Origin of the sequence: Leptospirillum ferrooxidans C2-3, from assembly GCF_000284315.1 — a bacterium.
GTDB classification, from domain to species: Bacteria; Nitrospirota; Leptospirillia; order Leptospirillales; family Leptospirillaceae; genus Leptospirillum; species Leptospirillum ferrooxidans.
On sequence record NC_017094.1, the window covers coordinates 2,434,436 to 2,455,746 of the forward strand.

9 protein-coding genes and 1 tRNA gene are annotated in these 21,311 nt (G+C 54.2%); 6 read left to right on the forward strand and 4 right to left on the reverse strand.

Annotated features, from left to right (window positions below; genetic code table 11):
- Positions 1–31 precede the first annotated feature (31 nt).
- Positions 32–2,545 (forward strand): hypothetical protein, encoded by a 2,514-nt coding sequence (locus tag LFE_RS12130; protein ID WP_014450512.1) that lies wholly within the window; start codon positions 32–34, stop codon positions 2,543–2,545.
- A gap of 72 nt (positions 2,546–2,617) precedes the next feature.
- Here the strand turns inward: LFE_RS12130 and LFE_RS12135 are convergent, their stop codons facing one another.
- The 3 genes from LFE_RS12135 to LFE_RS12145 all read right to left on the reverse strand — a co-directional run bounded on the left by LFE_RS12135 (position 2,618) and on the right by LFE_RS12145 (position 12,614).
- Positions 2,618–4,087 (reverse strand): diguanylate cyclase domain-containing protein, encoded by a 1,470-nt coding sequence (locus tag LFE_RS12135; RefSeq protein WP_014450513.1) that lies wholly within the window; start codon positions 4,085–4,087, stop codon positions 2,618–2,620.
- 144 nt (positions 4,088–4,231) lie between these two features.
- Positions 4,232–8,377, reverse strand: coding sequence for a DEAD/DEAH box helicase (locus LFE_RS12140; RefSeq protein ID WP_014450514.1), 4,146 nt, complete (start codon positions 8,375–8,377; stop codon positions 4,232–4,234).
- Positions 8,378–8,525: 148 nt separating this feature from the next.
- A complete protein-coding gene (locus tag LFE_RS12145) occupies positions 8,526–12,614 on the reverse strand; it encodes a bifunctional diguanylate cyclase/phosphodiesterase (RefSeq protein WP_014450515.1) in 4,089 nt (1,362 codons plus the stop codon).
- Positions 12,615–12,801: 187 nt separating this feature from the next.
- On the opposite strand from LFE_RS12145, the gene LFE_RS13370 reads away from it, so the two are divergent.
- Positions 12,802–15,384 carry a sensor domain-containing protein gene (locus tag LFE_RS13370; RefSeq protein WP_014450516.1) on the forward strand — a complete coding sequence of 861 codons (2,583 nt, stop codon included), beginning with the start codon at positions 12,802–12,804 and terminating at the stop codon, positions 15,382–15,384.
- A 218-nt stretch (positions 15,385–15,602) separates the two neighbouring features.
- Here the strand turns inward: LFE_RS13370 and LFE_RS12160 are convergent.
- Positions 15,603–15,677 (reverse strand) — tRNA-Val (locus tag LFE_RS12160).
- 110 nt (positions 15,678–15,787) lie between these two features.
- Here LFE_RS12160 and ileS point away from each other — a divergent pair.
- The 4 genes from ileS to LFE_RS12180 are packed head-to-tail and all read left to right on the forward strand — an operon-like array spanning position 15,788 to position 21,302.
- Entirely contained in the window at positions 15,788–18,700 is a 2,913-nt protein-coding gene (gene ileS / locus LFE_RS12165) for an isoleucine--tRNA ligase (protein ID WP_014450517.1), read from the forward strand.
- Entirely contained in the window at positions 18,690–19,256 is a 567-nt protein-coding gene (lspA, locus tag LFE_RS12170; protein WP_014450518.1) for a signal peptidase II, read from the forward strand. Before ileS ends, lspA begins: the two co-directional genes overlap by 11 nt.
- Before the next feature lie 11 nt (positions 19,257–19,267).
- Positions 19,268–20,239, forward strand: a complete 972-nt coding sequence (locus LFE_RS12175; protein WP_232502529.1) for a tetratricopeptide repeat protein — start codon at positions 19,268–19,270, stop codon at positions 20,237–20,239.
- Complete coding sequence (locus LFE_RS12180) at positions 20,232–21,302, forward strand: RluA family pseudouridine synthase (protein ID WP_014450520.1); 1,071 nt, start codon at positions 20,232–20,234, stop codon at positions 21,300–21,302. Before LFE_RS12175 ends, LFE_RS12180 begins: the two co-directional genes overlap by 8 nt.
- Positions 21,303–21,311 lie beyond the last annotated feature (9 nt).

A 21,311-nucleotide genomic window follows, 5' to 3' on the forward strand; every position in this document is an offset into this window, starting at 1 on the left:
TGTCCATCACCTGTCTTTTGGAGAGATCTCCATGACGACACCGGACCTTCTGCAGAAAAGACCCCATAGACCATTCCTTTTCCTCATGATTCTCCAGACGGTCCTCTTTGTATTGGCACCCAACCCAAAAAGCAGCGCATCACCACCTCCCGTCAGAATTCATCCATCCCCGGTCAAAACTCCCCACCCCCTTGAGGTTTCCATCGAGGGACAGGTTCTTTCCGGATCACACCCGATCAAGGGAGCCAAAGTCTTTCTGACCAAGTCCCGAAGAAAAGCCGACCGGACACCAATCACCCTTTCCAAGCCCCAAACCACCGATTCCCATGGAAGATTTTCCTTCCACTTTCTCCCCCCTGCCGATCCCGGCCTTGTCTATATCGTCGTCAGGGGAGGAGATGGCGGTGGTGGGCAAAACCGGTCTCTTTCCATGATTGCACCCGTCTGGATGGCCAACGGAGCCATTCCCCGAACCCCCGTGATCAGGACCGTGAACAGCCGGATTGTCTCAACGGCCGTCGCCACCTTTCTCCCTACCCTGGAGCTCGACAGGATCTTCGGAGACCCGAAAAGACTCTCCTCTCTGTTTGCCCAGTACCGGGGAGAAATCGATCTTCAGAGCGGACAATTTGAAACTGGCGGTTTTGAAAGCTCCCTCTCCCTGGCCAGCCAGACGACACTCTCCGGATGGGCCCATGCCGCATCCCTGTGCGCAAGCCACCCGGAGACCTGTCAGGGACTGTTTCAGGAGGCCGTCTCCGGAACAAACGAGGTCCTCCCCCAAAACACCCTGGATCTTCTGGAAGGGGCCGGTGGATTCCCCGACAGGAATCAGGACAGGATTCTTGAGAGATTCGGACACCATTCTGGAAAGAACTCCCCGAACACCCCGACCAGGAGTCTCTCCGTCCGGGTCTCCCTCTCCGGAGAGCCCCTTCCCCGATCCCGAATCACACTGACCGCCATCGATCTTCTGGAAAACACCCAAAAGACGATCGCCACCGGAATGACCGATCACAAGGGGAAAGTGACCCTGCACTACCGCCCCGAGCCGCATCGACGACTCTATCTCACCGCATGGGGAGCCATCCGGAAGGGACTCTCCAATCCTGCCATCCGTCTTATGGCCCTTCTCCCGTCTCGTCAGCCGGGAAAGGCCCACTCCCTTCCCCCTGACAAAAGATCCGTTTCCGTCGTCATCAATGAACTGACCACCCTGGCCGCCGTCAACAGCTTGAGACAAGCCATCACGGGCGACAGGATCGACCCGGCCCCGCTGTCATCCACCGGCTTCCAGAACGCTTGGACACTCGCCACAAAAATCGTACAGACCGGAAGCGGAAAGCTTTCCCCCTCCCTCTCTTCAGATACATTGTCGGTCGAATCGGCCCTTATTGGACTGTGCGACAAACAACCGGCTTCTTCCTGCCGGAAACTCTTCTCCCTTCTCTCCACCCAAAACCATCGGGTCAAGGACACCCTTGAAGCCAGCCTCTCCCTTTCGGGCCACCCCACAAGCCACCAACAGGAAATCCTTGCCCTTCTTCCGGGAACCACTCCTGAACTTTCCGACTTTCTTCTGAAGCTCGATTTCCCGGGAATTCCTTCCGGACAATCCTGTCGGATCCCACAGGGGTCGATGGCCATCGACAGCAGGGGATCCCTCTGGGAGATCTGCTCCGGCCCACGAAAGCTCATTCACCTCTCTCCGGATCCCCGACCGGGGAAACCCTTTCTAAGGATTTCCTCTGAGACCTTCCCCGGAAAAGGAGCCGCACTCCTCACGATCGATCCCCGGGGAAATCTCTGGATTGCCGAAAAGGGCAGACTGATGGAAAGGACTCCCGACGGGTCCCTCCCGTGGAAGAGCTTTCCCGGAATCAGCCATTCCCCGATGGCAATGGTCCAGAATCCCGCAACGCACACCATCTGGGTCTCTGAAGGGAACGCGCTCGTTATCTTCGACGATCAGGGAAAACGTCTTCACCGGATTGCTGAAGCGGGAATCAATGCCCTTGCCGCAGACGATGGGGGCAATATCTGGGCCAGCCGCCGGAATCAAAGCCTTGTAGTGGAGTTCGATCCCGACTGGAACATCAAAGGGCGCTTCAAACGAACCGCCGGGATCAGCCACCCGGCAGCCATGGCCATCGACTCGAATGGCACCGTATGGATCGGAAACCACGATCCGGACTCCATAACCGGGCTCTCAGACGATGGCAATCCGGTCACAGGATCTCCACTCTCCGGAGGAGGACTCGACGACCCGGCAGCCATCTCCATCGACGGGGAAAATACCTTGTGGGTCGTCAATTCCCACGGGAACAGCCTGTCCGCCTACTCCCAGGATCAAACCCCTCTCTCTCCCGAAGGGGGGTTCAGGGGGGAGGGGATTTTCCGCCCGTTCGACATCCAAACAGACGGATCCGGCAATCTCTGGATCCGGAACCACTCCAGGGAGAACCCTGTCCAAGGGGGCTCCATCACGCTTTTTGTCGGGGTGGCATCTCCGCAGACGACTCCTCTCTCACTGTCTCCCAGATAGTCGGCCAATAGGGTGGAAAGGATCGGAAAGATCGGATCTTGTCAGGGAAGAACGATTGAGTGAGAGAGAAAATTACTTTCGATGGAAAGAGTTCTCGAGCGGATCGTAAAGGACATAAGGGCCCCGTGTCTGCCTGTCGGATCTCTTATGGATATACATGGCCTGGTCAGCATGGTGCAGAAGCGCATCAACATCCCCGGAATCCGTTGGGAAGATCGTTACGCCAAAACTGGCCTGAATCGTAAATTGCACATCTTTCCAAACGATCGGCATCCCGATCACTCCGGCGATTCTCTCAAGAAAGGAATCGATCTCCGGGAGGCTGTCCATCCCTTCCAGTAACAGCAGGAACTCGTCTCCGCCAAGCCGAACGGCCGTATCACCAGCCCGTATCACATGGCGCAGCCGTTCACCGACCACTGTCAGGACCCGGTCACCAGCCTCATGTCCGTAACTGTCATTGATCACCTTGAACCCGTCGAGATCGACATAGACGATCGCCGTCAGGGTCTCCTTTTGCCGGGTCCGGAAAAGCACTTCGGAAAAGATCTCCCCAAAAGCCATCCGGTTGACCAGACCGGTCATCGGGTCTCTCTTGGAGAGTTCCACCCGGCTCAGAAACTCAAGCTTCCTGGCAAAAAAATCTTCGATCATTGTCTTGATGCGCTGAAGCGACGAAATGGCTTCCGCGTCGAAAACTCCGTACAGGGCAGAGACAAAACCAAGGCCATAAGACATTTTCCCAGCCGTTACAATGGGCACAATAACCGCGCTGTACCATTTCTGCTCGACCATGACGCCCTTGATCGCCTGACGTTCAGGGTTGTCCGGATAATGGTTGTCGAAAGCGATCTCGTTTGAACCCCAGGCGCGAAGGGTCAGTGGACAGGGACCGGCCGCCGGGTTTCCGCAAACAGCCGGAACGGAAGAAACACCCGGACCCACGGCAGACAAATAACAGATCTCATTCGTCCCCTTCACCTCGCTCACCGAAGCGATATGAAAAAGCGATGTCCGGATGATTTGCTCATTGACAATTTCCAGGATGGATTCGTTGGATTGTTCGAAAAGTGTCTCGTTCAGCAACTCCCCGATTCCGATGAGCATCTCAAGAAACAGGGTCCGGCGCTTCTCCTGGGTCACATCCTGCTGATAGCCGACAAAATACTGGACAGCTCCATCGGAATTGGTGACCGGAGAAATGCTGAGTTCATTATAGAAAAGGGAGCCATCTTTCCGATAATTTCGAAGGACTCCATGAAAAGAGGTTCCGGAGGAAAGCGCCTGTCTGATTTGTCGGATTTCGGCCTGATCCGTATCGCTTCCCTGGAGAAAGGAACAGTTCCTTCCCAAAACTTCGGACTCGGGGTACCCCGTGATCCTGACAAATGCTGGATTGGCATAAACGACCTGACGAGTGACTGAATCCGCCAGAAGAATGCCTACAGGGGCCCCTTCCGCTATCTTTTTGAAGAAGCCGATTTCAAAAACGGAATCGTTTTCAGAATAAGGAGGAATGATCGTTTCCATACCTTCAATCATCCACCTCTTTGACAATAAAGGTCAAGCTTCTAAAAGACTATCTTTTTTGTCACATATACCGAACGATCCGCCATGATCCTTCCGAAAACAGCCACCCGCAACCGACTGGCGAACACCTCCCCCTCTTGTCCCGACTTCTCTTTTTCAGATTCCGATCAGGGCGATCAGATCCTCATTCGTCAGCCGGCCGGTCATCTCCGATCCCTCCAGGAGATCGGATGCCAGGTCGCGCTTCCTCTTATGAAGATCGAGGATCTTTTCCTCGATGCTCTGGGTCGCAATCAGCCGGTAAATGGTCACCGGCCTCTGCTGTCCGATCCGGTGGGCCCGGTCTGAAGCCTGATCCTCCACCGCCGGATTCCACCAGGGGTCGAGATGGATCACATAGTCGGCAGCCGTGAGGTTGAGCCCCGTTCCACCCGCCCGAAGGCTGATCAGAAAAAGATCTCCCTTTCCGGACTGGAAATCGCTGACCCGCTTTTCCCGCTCCTTCGGAGAAGTGCTCCCATCGAGATACTGGTAGGATATTCCCCTGGCATCCAGAGCCTTGGCCACCTGCTCAAGCTGACCGGTGAACTGGCTGAAGACAAGCGCCTTGTGGCGATTCTTCAGAAGTTCGTCCGACAGCTCCAGGAAAGCGGTAAGCTTGGCTCCCGGCAGAAGGGATCCCGGATCGACAAGGGAGGGATGACAGAGGGCCCGCCTGAGCTTGGTAATCTCCGCCAGAATATGGATCCGTTGGACCCCCTTCTCCTCTCCGAGACTGGAAAGGGCCTCAAGAGCGCTCTGCCTGAGGGCCTCGTAAAAGACACGCTCATCGGAGGGAAGCTCGACCTTGATCGTGACCTCGGTCCTGGGCGGAAGCTCCGAAAGAACCATGCTCTTGGTCCTTCTCAACATAAAGGGACGGACCAGTGAACGAAGGGAGGCCAGGACACGGGTATCCTTCCCCCGTTCGATGGGGCCGGAAAATCTCGACTGGAAACGCTCCCTGGAGCCCAGAAGAAGAGGGTTGATCGCGCTGAAAAGACTCCACAGCTCATCGAGATCATTCTCGATCGGCGTTCCGGAAAGGGCCAGCCGAAAATCCGCCTGAATCTTTCTGGCCGCCTGGGCCCGTTTTGTCTCGGCATTCTTGAACGCCTGGGCCTCGTCGAAAACAGCCATCGTCCAGGACGTCTTCGACAAGAGTTCCTCCTCCATGGCAAGGAGTCCGTAACTGGCAATCAGGACATCAAGCGGTCCAAGCCCCTCGACGCGGGAGATCCTGTCCTGGGCTTCCCTCAGGACGTGGACATTGAGGGAGGGGGCAAAGCGTGCGATCTCCGCACTCCAGTTGCTGCAGACCGAGGTTGGCGCAACAACGATAATCGGGCCGGAGGGGGCCCGGTCGAGCATCACCGCAATCGCCTGGACCGTCTTCCCGAGCCCCATGTCGTCGGCCAGACAGGCCCCTGCCCCCCACTCGGCCAGCCGGCTCATCCACAGAAACCCTTCGAGCTGATAATCCCGAAGTTCGGCCTGAAGGGTCGAAGGGAGGGAGGGAGTGTAATCGGCCGCTTTCCGGATCCGTTCCCTGAAGGCCTTCCATTTCTTGTCCCCGGTCACAGACCCGGCCTCCGAGAGCATCTCATCAATCGCCAGAGTCCCAAGATGGCTGACCCTCTGTCCGCCCTTTTCCTCCTCGGAAACCTCACGGAACCTTTCAAGCTGGGATTTGAGCCGCTCGGTCAGGGTCAGGAACCTCCCCTCTCCCAGAGGGACAAATCGACCGCGGGACTCCTTGAGGGCCGACAGGAGGTCCTTCATCCCGATGACCAGATCCTGGTCGACCTCCACCTTGCCGTCAATGTCGAACCAGTCCCTGGCTTCACGAATCTCAAGATGAAGTTTTTTGGAGGTCACGGGGGAACTGACCTTCAGCGTCTCCCCCTTGGGCCATTCGATTTCCCGGGGATGAGGCGTCTCCTGAAGTTCGAGAAGAAGCTGTAGAGCCTCTTCCGGATCGTCGAGAAGGTAGGTCTGACCTTCGGGCGGGCGGCCCGCAAGGACCGGCAGAGAATCCAGAAGACGAGAAAGGAAGGACAGCTCCTCCTCAAGGTTCCGGCGTACGTGAACGGTTTTTCCGCCCTGTATCCCGTTGACAAGCCTCCCTCCGCCCCCCGCCGGAAAGAAGTGCCCTTCGGCTCCGAATGGCCGTACCCCCACCGTGATCGCAAGACCCAGGTCCAGAGGCTCGATCTGAAGGACCGGAATCGTTTTCCCTTCCACCGCCGGAAGATCGGATTCGGTGATCTCGGCCCTCACAGAGAGGAAGGGGACCTGTTGCTGGAGGATGGAAATGACACGGTTCCGGGCTTCCTTCGGGACCAGAAGCCCCGTATTCGGAATCCGGGCTCCCATGGAAACAAACGCTTTGGAGAGTTCGATCGCCCGATAGCGGGTTGCGGAGAGCCGTTCGAGACAGACGGAAGGAGTCTCACTCCGATGGGAAAGATCGAGACGGTATCCATCCTTGACCTCGGTGATCACAAGTTCCGGAAGAGAGCCGACAAGCTCGATCCTGGTGGCTGGACTGTCGGCAAGATAGAGTGCCGGGTGTCCGACCAGAGCCAGAATCGAGTCGTATGGATCGGTCGCATAATCGACCTTTCCATAGTATCCATAGGAATAGCTCCGGATTGTTTTGGCCACCGCCTTGTCCTCTTCCGATAATGGAAGGGATGAATCCTGGGCCTGGATCCTCTTGAGGGCGATCGGCTTGACCCCTCTCCACTCCCCCTTCTTGAAGCTCTGTTCGACAGGAAAGGCCTGAAGACGTTTGATATCCAGAAGCCATGCAATCCTCCGCTCCCGTTTTTCCTCCAGATCAGCCTTTTCCCCAAGAAGAGATTCAATGCCGGTGAGACTCCTCTCCCAGGCGTTGTCCTTCGGGAAAAGATTCAGGAACGGATGGAGAAGAAAGTCGATTTTTTCCTCTTTCCTGAACGCCTCGATCTCCCCGGACGTCTCTCCCAGCCGCAGGAGAATTTCGGCATAGATGCCGGCAGGAAGGGGCATCACATCCCGAAAGTTCAGAAATTCGGAAAAAAATGTGTCCTTGTGCTTCCGGGCCTTGTCAGGCAGCAGAATCAGGAGGGCAAGAGACAGAATAGCCCTTGAAAGCGGCTCTTCAAAAACAGGCCTCTTCCAGAGATCTTCGATCAGAATCTGCGCGTCTCCATCGAGACCGGACTGGGAGAGATCCAGGGCCATGATCGCCTTGTAGCCCTCATAGCTCCATGTACTCCCGTTGTCCAGAAGATCGAAAAGCCTGGGAAGTTCGGTCTGTCGAAGCTTGCTTTTCCTGTCCAGAAGGAAAAGAGAGAGGGCGTAGAAAAGACCGTAGGGGTCCTCGGGAAGAATTTTCCTTTTGCCAACAATCTTCCGGTATTCGGCAGTCATCTCCCGGAACAGAAGTGCGCTGGACTCGAACTCCTCACGGAAAAAAGCCTCCCAGCCCCGGATTCCGGAAACAACAAAGCTTGACGGAGGCTCGATATCGGGAAACCGGGAAACCCAGGACATGTGACCGGCTGTCAAGCCAAGACGGAGAAGGACGGAGCGGAGTGGACGCCCCTCAATGGAGCCCACGATCGTCCGCGCATGGCCAATGGCAGACTCGATTCCAGAAGTGACAAATCCCCTCCTGGCAAGAGAATCGATCTTGAGCATAAGGACATACCTCTGAAGGGATTCGTCCAGAGAGGCGATCCATCCGGCGGGAAGATGGGTCTCTAAAAGGTGGTTCGTGAAGGGAGCCATCCATCTGGAAGCATCAAAGGCTCTCTCCGCCTGGGCAAGGAGCTTCTGGAAATATGCCGGATTGTTCGAGTAAAAAGCCAAAAAAAGCTGTTGAAAAAACGTCCCGCTCGAAACGTTGGCATAGGCATTGTTTTCCTGGTATTCCGATACGATGGACGAACGGATGGCCCTGGCAAGAGTGGCCCCTTCGGGTCGGGAAAAGATCTCCCGAAGAGACAATGCGATCAACCCATTGTCATCCATCCAGCCATCCTTCCCTGCTCGCCAGCGGGGAAGATCAAGACGGGAACTGATTCTCTCCAGAACCTCAATGCTCCATGGCTCATCTTCCGATGGCCGTGGCAGACCAGGGGTAGCCAGAATCTTGACGATTTTTATTTTTGATTCCACCTCTCCCAGCAAGAAGAGCGCTCCGAGAACATATCGCTCAAGGGGGTCAAGAGAGGAAAAGAATTCTTCCGAAGTCAGATTTTTTTGGTCTTTCAAAAATGCTTCTCCCCCGGGAATTCAAACGGTAACAATCTCAGGCAGGCTTTATTGTCGGAACATTCCGGTAGCGAATCTCAAAAATGGATCTTAAGCCAAAAGATTTCAGGAAGACAATCTTTTAAAAAGACGGTCCCCGGATCTTCATTCAGGAAACCAGTTTCCCGAGGAGGCGGATCATTTCCCTCTGATCGGACAGCAGATCCTTCATAGTAGAGGATGCCCCCTTCTCCGGAGCCATCAAGGATAACCCGTCGAGTGATTCGTGAAAATGGCGGGAGATTTTTTTGATCTCCTGAAACTCCATGCGGGATCCGAATCTTTCCCTGCCTTCCCCGGCGATAAAAGACTCCCAAAAGCACCGGCTCTCCCGGATCTCATCAAAACACATCCTGGTCCCTTTCGGATTTTCCATCCACATGCGGAATTGCCTTTTTTGTTCCAATGCCGCCCGTAAAAGGTCAATCTCCCCTGAAGGCCAGGTGAGGTCGGCCCAGAAGAACCAGTCCTCCGGAAGGGAAAAGGAATCCATCCATGCCGGAAGAGTCTCCGGATTCTGGGGAAGACCCACCGCATGGCCCTGAACAAGGCTCCCTCCGGAGGCCAAAAACAGGATCCCCTGCTCAAAATATTCCACCTCTCCCAGGAGAAGGGGGACCTTCATCATACCCGCCATGGACAATACCCCCGAGACAATCGCGATGGAATAAGGATCGGAAAGAAGTGTCCGGGTCACCGATCGATCCATTGCGATTTTGGAAACGCTCAGGCCGGAAAGTCCCGTCAGGGAGGAGCTTCCGCTTCCAAAACCGCCCAGAATGACCCCGGTGCCGCTATCCCTCAACGCTTCGATCAAGACACGCGATGCTGAAAGATCGCGAAGCACCGCAGATTCGGAAATTTCGATATTGACAGCGCTTCGGGGAATTCCCGGAAAATCTTTCCACAAGCCACTCCACTCGTCCAGGAACCCTGAATCCAGGAAATGAAGCGCTCCGACATTGACGGAAACGGGATCATCCCACCCAAGCCCTTTCCATTTTTCCAGTTGGCACAGAACATTCCGGATGACCATTCTCCCAAGAGCCGAAATCAGCGGAGCATCGGCTTCAACGATATCGATGAACTCCTCCGCGCAAAGAACTCCCCTCTCGGGATGGTTCCACCTCAGAAGAGCCTCGAAGCTGACCACTTTCCCTGTCCGGATATTCACTTGCGGCTGGTACTGGAGAAACAGCGCCCCTGGAGTTTCCAGAGCCATTCGCAGATCTCCCCGAACGCGGGAAGATCGGTCGAGATCCTCCTGCAGCGATGGCTCATAGGCCACCCATTGGTTCTTTCCGCGTTCCTTGGCCTGATACAAGGCAAGATCGGCGTGTGACAATAGCCTTTCGGCATCCTCTCCGTCTTCCGGGAAAACCGCAATACCGATACTGCCGGAAAGGGTGATGGCATAGTCTTCCACTTGAAAGGGGAAGTTCATCGCCTGAACAAAGCGGTCCATGATTTCATCAATTCCATCGGAGATCCCGATGGATTCGATCAAAAGTCCAAATTCGTCCCCGCCCAGACGGGCAAGAATATCATTTTCCCTCAAAACGGCTTTTATGTGATCCGATACCTCGACAAGAAACCTGTCTCCGGTTTCATGGCCGAACCGGTCGTTGACCTCCTTGAAACCGTCCAGATCCAGAATGGCCACCAATACCCGGTTTCCACTCCTTTTGGCCATTCTTAGCGCTTTCTCCACCCGGTCGGAGAAAGCCCTCCTGTTCGGGAGTCCCGTGAGGGGATCATGGAAAGAAAGATACTCGAGTCTGGCCTGTTCATCCTTGATCCGGGTGATGTCGGTAAAAACGGCGACATAATGGGTCGGCACCCCGTCGGAATTCCTGACGGCGTTGATGGTCAAAAGCCCCCGAAGGAAGGTTCCGCTCTCAGAAGCGATAGAAACTTCCCCTTTCCAGGACCCATCCACGGTTGCCTTCTCCTGAATGTCCTGCCAAAAGTCCTTTCCGTTTTCCAGGAGAGGGAGCTGTTCCAGGGGTTTCCCGATGAATTCCGGTTCAGCGATCCCCGTCATGCCGGTAAAGGCCCGGTTCATTGCAAGAACGCGCATTTCGGAGTTGGCGATCACCACCCCTTCATGCGTATTCAGTGCCACAGAGGCTGCAAGTTCCATATTGGCCTCGTTTGTCTTGCGGAGACTTTCCCTGTCCCAGTTATCAAGGGCAAAAGAAAGGGTTGATGCGAATTGTCGGAACAGGTCGATCTGTTCCGGAAAAAAGGAGTGCAGGCGATCGTAATAAAGCCCCATCACCCCGATAACCTTGCCTTCCCTTGAAAAGGAAAAATTGGCACTCGACGACAGATCGAAGCGTTCGGCCTTCTGAAGCCATGGAGCAAAAGACGGGTTCGAGGAAAAGTTCGGGTAGATTACCGGATCCCCTGTCCGCAAGGCCTGCCCTCCCGGTCCCTGTCCTTCAGGAATATCCGGATCGGAAGAGATCACCAACCCTTCGGCATACCCCTTGGAACGACCTTCCACCACGATAAAATCGAGCCTTTTATCCTCCCTGAGGAGGCCAATCCACCCAAGGGCAAGACCGGCTGTTTCAACCGCGATCCGGACCGTCTCCCGGTAGAGGACTTCCGGAGAGGGTACCTCCGCCGTCAGGCGATTGATCCGGGAGAGCGCCTCATAGAGAGAAGCAAGCTGCTTCCGGCCCTCTTCGCTCTGTTTACGGCTGTTTTCCCGGTCCAGATTGTCCAGGGCAAAAGACAGGCTTCGGGCTATGCTTTCCAGCAACCGGAGCATTTCAGGAGAAAAGAGCCCCTCCTCCAAAGTGCCTAACTTCATGAGTCCCGCAACCCGGCCCCCTCGAAAAAAAGGAACAGAGGCGCCCGAACGGATCAGATGATCTTCCGGAGAAGGATCTCTCCATAACCGGCTCTTTCCGGTTTCAAGCGCTTCCAGGGAAAGCCCCCTTTCCAGATCCTGAAGAGACTTTCTGCCGTCTTCTTCCGAATTTTCCCCAAAGATGCCGCAAAAGGCTTTCTGGCGGAGAATTCCCTCAGGGTCCAGTTCAGCGATCCAACAGCTCAGGGAGCGAGGAAAACGAGAGGTCATCGCATTGCAGACAAACTCAAAAAGCGGGGAAGACTCGGGAACCCCAAGAATCATCTCATCCACAGCGGACAGAACTTCATTGATGGCCTTCAGATGAAGAATTTCCTGTTCTTCCCGGATCCTGTCCGTCATGTCATAACCGCTGACCACGATTCCCAGGGGGGTCCCGTCCGGATTCATGAGCGGGATCCGGGTCACTTCCATCTTGATGGATAGACCGTCTTTGCCCGTTACGGTTTCGATCGAAACCGTTTTTTCATTTTTTTCCATGACCTGCCGCTCGAGATTTTGGCAAGCTGAAAAAAACTCCTGATAAACAGGATTCTCACGGGCCATTTCCCGGTCGGTCCGGTTTTTCCAAGAGCTCTCGTCAAGACCAAAAACATCGAGTGCGGCCTTGTTGGCCAGAAGCCAGCCTCCCTTCGAATCCTTCAGGAGGAGGGAGGTCGGAACCGCTTCCAGAATGGCCGAAAGGTAGGACTTCGCCACGGAGACCCGGTCAAGGGAGGTAACGGTTCTTCGAAAAAAGTACAGCGAGAGGGAAAACAGCGCAAATGCGCTCATCCCCACACTCACGATTCCCGCCTCGATCAAGACAAGTGTCCTGGAAAGTCCCCGAGAGACTTTCTCGAGTCGCTTGATCGAATGCGAGGCCCTTCTCGAGATCGATTGCCTGGTCAGGATAATCTCGTGGATGGTCCCGAACAGGTGTCCCTGACGGGATGTGCCGGGGGCCTGGATTGCCCTGAACAGTCTTGCCCATGCCCGGTCGAGCCTGTTGATCAGAATCCGGTCGGATGGTGTCCACGAAAACGGCAAATCCATAACACTTTCGATTTCGCTGTGAACCTGGACGGCCCATCCTGAAAGGATCTCCGGGGAAAAAAAATGGACAGATCCATTCGATGCCAAAATCTGAAGGGCAATATCGGTCGAGTCGAGCGTTGAGAGAATCTGGGCTCCTGTACGGATCCGGTTGTCGACATGGCTCTTCTCGCGGGTCAAATGCCAGAAAATCAGCAACAGAACCCATCCCGAAAAAAGAAGGACTACACCTGCCATGGCAATCCCCATGGGAAGTCCCGACCAATTTTTGTGCTGCTTCATTTACCCTCGTTCTATTTTGATAACCAGCACAAAACTTGCTTCCTGAAGGAGACACAAGCCTCCTCATCCATGAGACAGTCCGGAAAGGTTCCTTGATCAGGGATAGATTTCCAGGAGCATCGCCCTTATATTGTAACTGGTTCTTTGATCCGGAGAAATACGCATTTCATATCGGGAGGAAAGTCTTTTGGAAAGTCAGGGACTGTTCGATTCTGGACGCTTTTTTGAACAGGCACCGGACGGGATTTTCTTCATGGATCCGGACTCACTGATTGTCCTGCAGGCCAATGGAGTCTTCTGCCGCATGCTAGGCTACCAGGGGCCCGATCAAATCGTCGGAAAACCTGTCTCCATATTTACCAATTCCTCCGAATCCAAAACGCGCCAGGTGATCCGAAGCCTTGATCGATCCGGTTTCCATTCACAAAAGGCCAATCGCCGCTTCAGGCGACTCGACGGCACAAGAATCCATGTCAGCGTCAGTTACTCCTGCATCACCTATGGGCAAACAAGGGCCATCATGGCCCATGTCAGGGACGTATCCCGGGAAATGGAAACAGAAACCTTCAAACAGATCTCTCTCGAGCTCGATCGAATGATTCTTTTGGGCGAACCTCTTGACTCTCTCCTCTCCATGATCGTGAAGAGACTCGATGAATCCTTTCATTTCCTGATGACCTACTTTTCGATGCCAAACCCTGACGGAACCATCCGTTATGTCGAAATTGCCTCTTCGGTCCCGGACTTCCCGAAGCTTTTTTTGGAAGCTTCCGGACATTTTCGCTGGGATACCCCTCCCGGAATCCACAGGGTCAGCTCCAAGTCTCTTCACACCAGAAAGCCCCTCTTTGTGACCCTGGAAGACTTTCGGGACTCTCCGCTCTTTTCCTGGTATGAAGAAGTCGGACTCAGCGTCTCCCAGGTCATTCCCATCCTCAGAAAAGACAAATCACTTCTTCCCTGGGGAACGCTGACCGTCAACTCACAACATGAACAGGATATTTCTCCGGGATTCCGGGAACAGCTGATCGAGTTCTCGGAGAAAATCCGTCTGGCTTTTATCCGTTATGAAGAACAGAACCAGTTGCGGCTTCAGAAAGCCGCTCTGGATTCTTCCCGAACCCCTTTCTTTATCGCCACTCCCGACGGGAGGATTCAGTGGGCCAACAGGGCCTTTTTTTTCATGATCCGTTATCCCCATGCGGAACCCTGCGACTTTTTCATCCGGGAACTCTTTCCCCCTTCCAACGTGGGCGGGGAATTGTCCCTTGAGGAGGTTTGTGCGTCAAAAGAATTTTACCAGGGTGAATTTCAGGGCGTGTCACATGATGGGACAGCTTTCTTGACGGAGACGGTCGTTTCCCCCCTGATGGACGAAAAAGGGACCGTCAACCAGATCCTGGTTCACCAAAAAGACATTACCCTGGACAAAGAGCAGGAAAGAAAGATCTGGAGATTGGCCCACATCGATTCCCTGACGGGTCTTTTGAATCGCAATGCCTTCATGGCGGAGTTCAAGAGAAAGATCCAGATCCAGAGAGAGTCCGTCTCGGAGATGGCCCTTTTGTTTATTGATCTGGACGGATTCAAGGAGATCAATGACTCGCTTGGCCATTCCATAGGCGATCAGCTCCTGTGCATCATGGCGGAGCGACTCTTAAAAATGGCCCATCACGAGGATCTGGTTGGCAGAATCGGTGGAGACGAGTTTCTTCTCCTTTGTCCTGTCGATCCGGATCGATCTCTTCTCAATGAATTCCTTAAACGTTTCATCAGGGTGATGTCCGCTCCCGTCCAGATTGATGAACATCTTCTGGTGACGACCGTTTCCGTCGGAGTTTCTCTTTTCCCCGATGACGGGGAGGATGAAACACTCCTCCTACGAAGGTCTGACATCGCCATGTACCATGCAAAAAGCCTTGGAAAGAACACCGTGCAGTTTTTTGACCCGAAATTCGAAGAAAAGATTCAGACCCGCTACGAAAAAACCCAGTCTCTCAGAAACGCCATCTTGAGAAAGGAATTCGTTTTTTGCTATCAGCCACAGATCAATGTCGAAAACAATAAAATCGTTGGCGTTGAAGCGCTCATCCGATGGAACAAGCCTGGAGAAAAAGTCCCTCTCTCCCCTTCCCACTTCATCTCTCTGGCGGAAGAAACAGGCCTCATTGTCCCGATTGGAGAATGGGGACTTCAAACGGTCCTGGAAACGATCCGCAGACTGAAACGAAAAGGATTTCCGCCCATTCGCGTTGCACTGAATTTTTCAGCACGTCAGTTCTGGAATAACAATTTCTGGGACACACTCCTGACAACACTCGATCAGAATCGGGAGATTCTCGGCTGGCTTTCCATTGAGCTGACAGAAAGCCTTCTGATGAAAGACATCCGGGAGTCCAAAAGCCGACTGGACCAGTTAAGAAGCATGAATGTCCGGATATCGATCGATGACTTCGGAATCGGCTACTCCTCCCTTTCCTACCTGACCCAGCTGGTGACAGATGAAATCAAGGTCCCGCAGGAGTTTGTCCTCAGGATGAGGGAAAATCCGACGGACATGGCCCTGGTGAAAACGATCATCCAGATGGCTGAGAATCTGAATCTCGATCTGGTTGGAGAAGGGGCCCAGACACCAGAAGAGGTCGCCATTCTGAAAAGCCTCTCCTGTCCGGTCATTCAGGGATTTGCCCTGTCAAGACCGCTGCCTATCGATGAGCTGGAAGTCTTCCTGACGCAATACACAAGGGAACATCCGGAGAATGTCCCATAAAGAACATCTTCCGGGTCATCGTTTCCGATAGGCTTCAATTCAGATCTGAACCCGCCACTGGAGGTCGCCCCGTTTCACAGACGTTGCCATGAAGATCCCCTTTCCCCGAAGACCCAAAATAGATTAAAGTGAACGGGTAAACGGAATTCGATCGCACCAGGATTGCATCCAAAAATCCATTTTGGGAGAAGGACGTTTTCAGGAATGACAGGGGGGAATGGTGGGCGATACAGGTTTCGAACCTGTGACCCCTGCCGTGTGAAGGCAGTGCTCTACCGCTGAGCTAATCGCCCATTCAGAACGCCCATCATAACCAAATGGCCTGAGTTAGACAAGAGCCCGTCAACTTCTGACGGATCCCCGTTATTGGCCGGATATCAGATACAGGAGAAAAAGAGACCTCGTGGAAATCAAAGAGACATTAAACCTTCCCAAGACAAATTTCCCCATGAAAGCGGGGCTTCCAGAAAAAGAACCTTCCATTTTGAATCATTGGAACTCGATTGGCCTCGAACAGGCCCTTTTGTCCAGGATGGGTAGCCGGCCCCTTTTCATTCTCCACGACGGCCCTCCCTACGCCAACGGACACCTTCACATGGGACATGCCCTGAACAAGGTGCTGAAAGACATGATCAACCGTGTCGCTATCCGGGAGGGCAAACGCCCTGCCTACATTCCCGGCTGGGACTGTCATGGGCTCCCGATCGAACACAAGGTCCTGAAAGACCTGAAAAAGAATCGATCCGAACTGACACCTGTCGAGATCCGGACGAAATGCCGGGAATCCGCGAATGAATTCGTCAAGATCCAGATGGAGGAGTTTCGCCGGATGGGAGTGATGGCCGACTGGGATCACCCCTATCTCACGATGTCTTTTGACTATGAAGCCACCATCCTCGATTCTTTCAGGGAAATGGTGAAAAAAGGACTGGTCTACAAGGGCGTCAAGCCGGTTCTCTGGTGCCCCCAGTGCGAAACAGCCCTCGCCGAGGCTGAGGTCGAATACGAAGACCATACCTCCCAAGCCGCAACGGTTCTTTTTGCAACCCCCGAATCCGGAACCTCTCCTGAAAACACCTTCATTGCCATCTGGACCACGACCCCATGGACACTGCCGGCCAACAAGGCGGTCGCCTATCATCCTGATGCCGACTATCTTGAACTCAGCCACACCGGCGGAGAAGACTCCGGCCCCTTTTCCAAAAATGACCGGCTCTTTGTCTCAAGCGCGCTCTGGACAGAAGAGGGAAGCTTTGCCGGGCTCGGCAATCTCTCGGGAGGATTTTCCATCGTCAGGACCCTGAAGGGAGAGGATCTCGCCCGGGAGATTCCCTTTGTCACATCTCCCCTCACAGGAGCCAGGGTTCCCCTTCTTCCGGGGGATTTTGTCACAATGGACCAGGGAACGGGGATGGTCCATATCGCTCCCGGCCATGGAGAGGACGACCATCGACTGGGACTCCTCCACGGACTTCCCGTCGAGGCACCCGTGGACAATCGCGGACGATATCTGCAGACCCTTTCCGAAATGGGACTTGACGAGTTTGTCGGAAAACCCGTCATGGCTTCAAACGAGCAGATTCTGGCGCTTTTATCCTCCCTTGGCCGTCTGATTTCCCATTCTGCCTATCGCCACTCCTACCCTCACTGCTGGAGATGCAAAAAACCGGTGATTTTCCGGGCCACTCCCCAATGGTTTCTTTCCCTGTCCGCGGAAAATCTCCGACAGAGAACCCTGGCTGCGATCCGGACAGTTTCATGGATTCCCGCCAGGGGTGAAAACAGGATCACCTCCATGATCGAGAACAGGCCCGACTGGTGTCTTTCAAGACAGAGATCCTGGGGTGTCCCGATCCCGGCGCTCGGATGTTCCGATTGCGGAGAAAGCTTCCTCGACAACAATCTCATGGAACGGCTCGTTGCCAGGACCCGGAAGGAAGGGATCGATTTCTGGTTTGATCCAGAACAGGCCGGAGAAATCAAAAAAGGGGTCTCCTGTCCGCGTTGCCACGGCCAGAACCTTGAACTCGAACGGGATATCCTCGATGTCTGGTTCGATTCGGGGGTCAGCCATGAAGCGGTCCTCAAGAGAAGACCAGGACTTTCCTGGCCGGCAGACCTGTACCTTGAAGGCTCTGACCAGCACAGGGGGTGGTTCCATTCCTCCCTTCTCACAAGTGTGGCCCTTCATGATGCCCCTCCTTACAGATCGGTTTTGACACACGGCTTTGTAGTCGACGGCCAAGGACGAAAAATGGCCAAGACGATCGGAAACGTCATCAGCCCGTCGGAAATCATCAAGCAGCATGGAGCGGATATCCTGCGGCTCTGGGCAGCCTCATCCGACTACCGGGAGGACATCCGGCTCTCACCGGTCATCTTGTCCCATCTGGTCGAATCCTACCGAAAGATCAGAAACACATTCCGCTTCATGATGGGGAATCTCTACGACTATCAGCCGGACTTTTCTGGAACGGAAGATTCAGCAGACCCGCTTGACCGGTGGATTCTCTCCCTCTGGGAAGGGACAAAAGGGACAATCATAGCCGCCTACCGGGACTATGATTTCCCGGCGGTAGTGCACCATCTGTCAGGATTCTGCTCCGTTTCCCTCTCGGCATTGTACTTCGACATGATCAAGGACCGTCTCTATACAGAGGCCGCCCGATCACCCCTCAGGACCGGAACGCAAAAAACGATGGCCCTGATCCTTAAGGAACTCTTGCTTTTGATCCAGCCAATACTCGTTTTCACATCGGACGAGATTGCCGAAAACCTTCTCCCTCTCGGCCTTCTCCCCAGCGGGGAAACCGATGCAACCGCATGGATACAAGGCGAAGCTTACCCGCCACTGATTCCCGGACGGAGAGATGAAACCCTCGAAAAAAGTATGGAAGAGCTGCTGGTTTATCGTCAGGAGTTTGGCCGGATCATTGACGACCTAAGGAAAAAAAAGGAAGCAGGGTCGGGCCTTGATGTCGAAGTATCTTTTATCACAGGGGAAAACACGATTCCCGGGGCATGGAAGCATTTTCCACCGGACTATCCGGCCATGTTCCTCATCGTCTCTGGATTCTCTTTCCTGAAAGAGGTGCCGGAAAAAGAGGAACAAACCATCCTTGCGATGACAGAAAGTCAGGCTCTTCCGGGTGCAAAATGGATGATACGTCGGGCTTCGGGAACCAAGTGCGAACGGTGCTGGATGGTGACACCCGCCACTGGAGACAACCCGGAGCACCTCCCTTTATGTCACCGGTGCTTCCCGATCGTCCAGGAAGCAAAACGCCATGAAGAAGGCTCCTCCAATGGAGCCTAGCCGGGAAACAACTGCCTCCTGGAAATTCAGCTGGTGGATCTACATACTGATTGCAGCAACTGTTTTTCTCCTCGACCAGCTCACGAAAAACTGGATCCACCAGTCTCTCTTTCCGGGAGAGGCCATCGTGGTCATTCCCCATTTTTTCCAGATCGTCTCTGTCAGGAACACCGGGATTGTCTTCGGGATGTTTCAGGGGGACGGAGAGAACCTTCATCGGATGATTCTTGTGGGGGTGACCGTTGCGGCCGCGGCGGGGATCATTTATTATAGTTCCAGAAGGCGGCGTGAAAGAGGATTTGAGTTCCTCCCCCTGGCGCTGGTTCTGGGAGGTGCCCTCGGAAACCTGAGTGACAGGGTTCTGGGGGGCCGGGTCGTGGATTTTCTCGATTTCCAGGTCGCAGGTCATCACTGGCCGGCTTTTAATATTGCGGATTCGGCCATTGTCATCGGTGTTTCCCTGCTCGTGGGTCTCGGATTGTTCCCGACACCTTCCGGAACGTCTCCGGAATCATCACCCGGAAAACCTCAAAACCCCGGCAATACGACTCACTAGGAAAGATTTGAATGAAAAAAAGTACGACGGGCAAAGGAGGTCTCTCCATGGACAACGCTGCAAAGCAGTTAACGCCCAGAATACAAATTGCCCTTGAGAACAAAGAGTGGCTCAAGGCCTATAATCTTTGCCTGGCCCTTCTCGCCTCCGACCCCAAATCGGAAGTGGGCAGATATTGTCTGATCGACTCTCTCATCATGGCCGAACGCTTTGACCTTGCCATGACAAAAGTCCGTGAATTCCTGCAGGAAATGCCGAAAAACAATCGTCTGTCGCTCTATCTTCTCCATCTTCTGGTCTATCACCGGGAATTCGAAGAGGCGACGACCGTCGGGCGCATGCTCCTGAAAAGAACCCTTTCCACCTCCGAACAGCGCGATGCCATGCTCCATACGGCTTTTGCCCTGCACGGAAAAGGCGAAATCCGTCAGGCCGTTCGGCTTTTAAACGCTCTTCTCGAAGAAGATCCCCTGAACACCGATGCCTTTGAAACCATTGGGAAAATCTTTTTTGAACAGGGCCATCTTGACGAGGCCGAAAGAATCTTTCTTGAGCTTTCCGAAGTGGATCCCACCCACCCAAGGGTCCATCAGCTTCTTGGTCTTCTTTATTCAGAGCAGGGAAAGTGGGAAGAGGCCATTCTGGAGTGGGAAGATGCTCTGGAAATCTCTCCGAGTGACGAGATTCTCCGGGAACTTGGCTGGTCTCTGTCCATGGCCGGAGAAAAAGATGCCGCCATTTCCATGCTTGAAGAAGCACTCTCCCTCAACCCAATGAACCTTCAGGCAAGGATTGATCTCGGATCGGTCCTGATGGACCAGAAGAACATCGAACGGGCCATCTCCGAATGGAAGATTGCCCAGACACAGGATCCCGGAAACAGCATGATCCGCCTGTATCTGGAAAATGCCCAGAAAGCCGCTGCAAGGACCACAGACGCTGCCACACCCAGAAAACGGTCCCGAAAAAAAGGGGATGCCTGAGACTTCCCGGCCTCATCCCGAACAGGGAGAGTTCCGGGAGTACAAGGTCCCCAGAATTGAAACACCCAGAAGGGTTGACCATTACCTTGTCGCCCAGTGCGTTCCCTTTTCCCGCTCAAGAGTTCATAAACTCATGGAGGAAGGGCTTGTCCTCGTTAACGGCCAGATGGTATCCCCTTCCCACAAGGTCAGGATGGGGGATACCATTCAGCTTTTGATCCCGCCTCCCCGCCAGCAGATGGATCTTCCCCAAAAAATGGATCTTCAGATCCTCTACGAAGATGAGGTCGTCCTTGTCCTGAACAAACCGGCCGGTCTTGTCGTACACCCGGCTCCCGGTCACCCCAACGGAACGCTCGTCAATGGCCTTCTAGCCCATTTCGGTCAAAATAATGAAAGTCCTGTCAGTGACCTTGCGGAATTGGCATTTGAAGCAAAGGAAACCGACTTGGAAGAAAAGGCTCCTCCGGCCGAAGGCGATGATGGAGAGGCTCCCGGAAAATTGGCGCGGGCGGGGCTCGTCCATCGTCTTGACCAGGATACCTCTGGAGTGATGGTCATTGGCAAAACAGAACACGCCGTCAACAATCTGATGGTCCAGTTCAGGGACAGGATCGTCTCAAAGCGTTATTTGGCGCTGGTCTCCGGAATCCCAAAAAAACGCAGGGGAGAGATCGATGCCCCTCTTGGAAGGTCTTCCCATGACCGGAAAATGTTTGCCGTGCGAGAAGACGGAAAACAGTCGACCACACGCTATCGGGTCATCACCTCCTATCGGGAGAATTGCGCCTTGGTGGACATTACGCTTCTCACCGGAAGAACCCACCAGATCCGGGTCCACTTCAAGCATATCGGACATCCCCTTTTGGGTGACAAGGTCTATGCCGGAAAAAATGCCGGCTCTCCAGAACGTTATCCCCGTCAAATGCTCCATGCCGCCAAACTGACCTTTCTCCATCCCGAGACTGGGGTCGAGCTCGCCTTTGAAGCACCACTTCCGGATGACTTCTCCCGGGCGCTCGCACGGCTGACGCCCTTGGAGCATTCTGGAACCCCTCAATAAAAAAGGGGG

Excerpts from the sequence above, each read along its gene's own strand:
- lspA (WP_014450518.1), top strand. The coding sequence starts at position 18,690 with ATGGAGCCTAGCCGGGAAACAACTGCCTCCTGGAAATTCAGCTGGTGG.
- LFE_RS12135 (WP_014450513.1), bottom strand. The coding sequence starts at position 4,087 with ATGATTGAAGGTATGGAAACGATCATTCCTCCTTATTCTGAAAACGAT.
- LFE_RS12175 (WP_232502529.1), top strand. The coding sequence starts at position 19,268 with ATGAAAAAAAGTACGACGGGCAAAGGAGGTCTCTCCATGGACAACGCT.
- LFE_RS12180 (WP_014450520.1), top strand. The coding sequence starts at position 20,232 with ATGCCTGAGACTTCCCGGCCTCATCCCGAACAGGGAGAGTTCCGGGAG.
- LFE_RS12145 (WP_014450515.1), bottom strand. The coding sequence starts at position 12,614 with ATGAAGCAGCACAAAAATTGGTCGGGACTTCCCATGGGGATTGCCATG.
- LFE_RS12130 (WP_014450512.1), top strand. The coding sequence starts at position 32 with ATGACGACACCGGACCTTCTGCAGAAAAGACCCCATAGACCATTCCTT.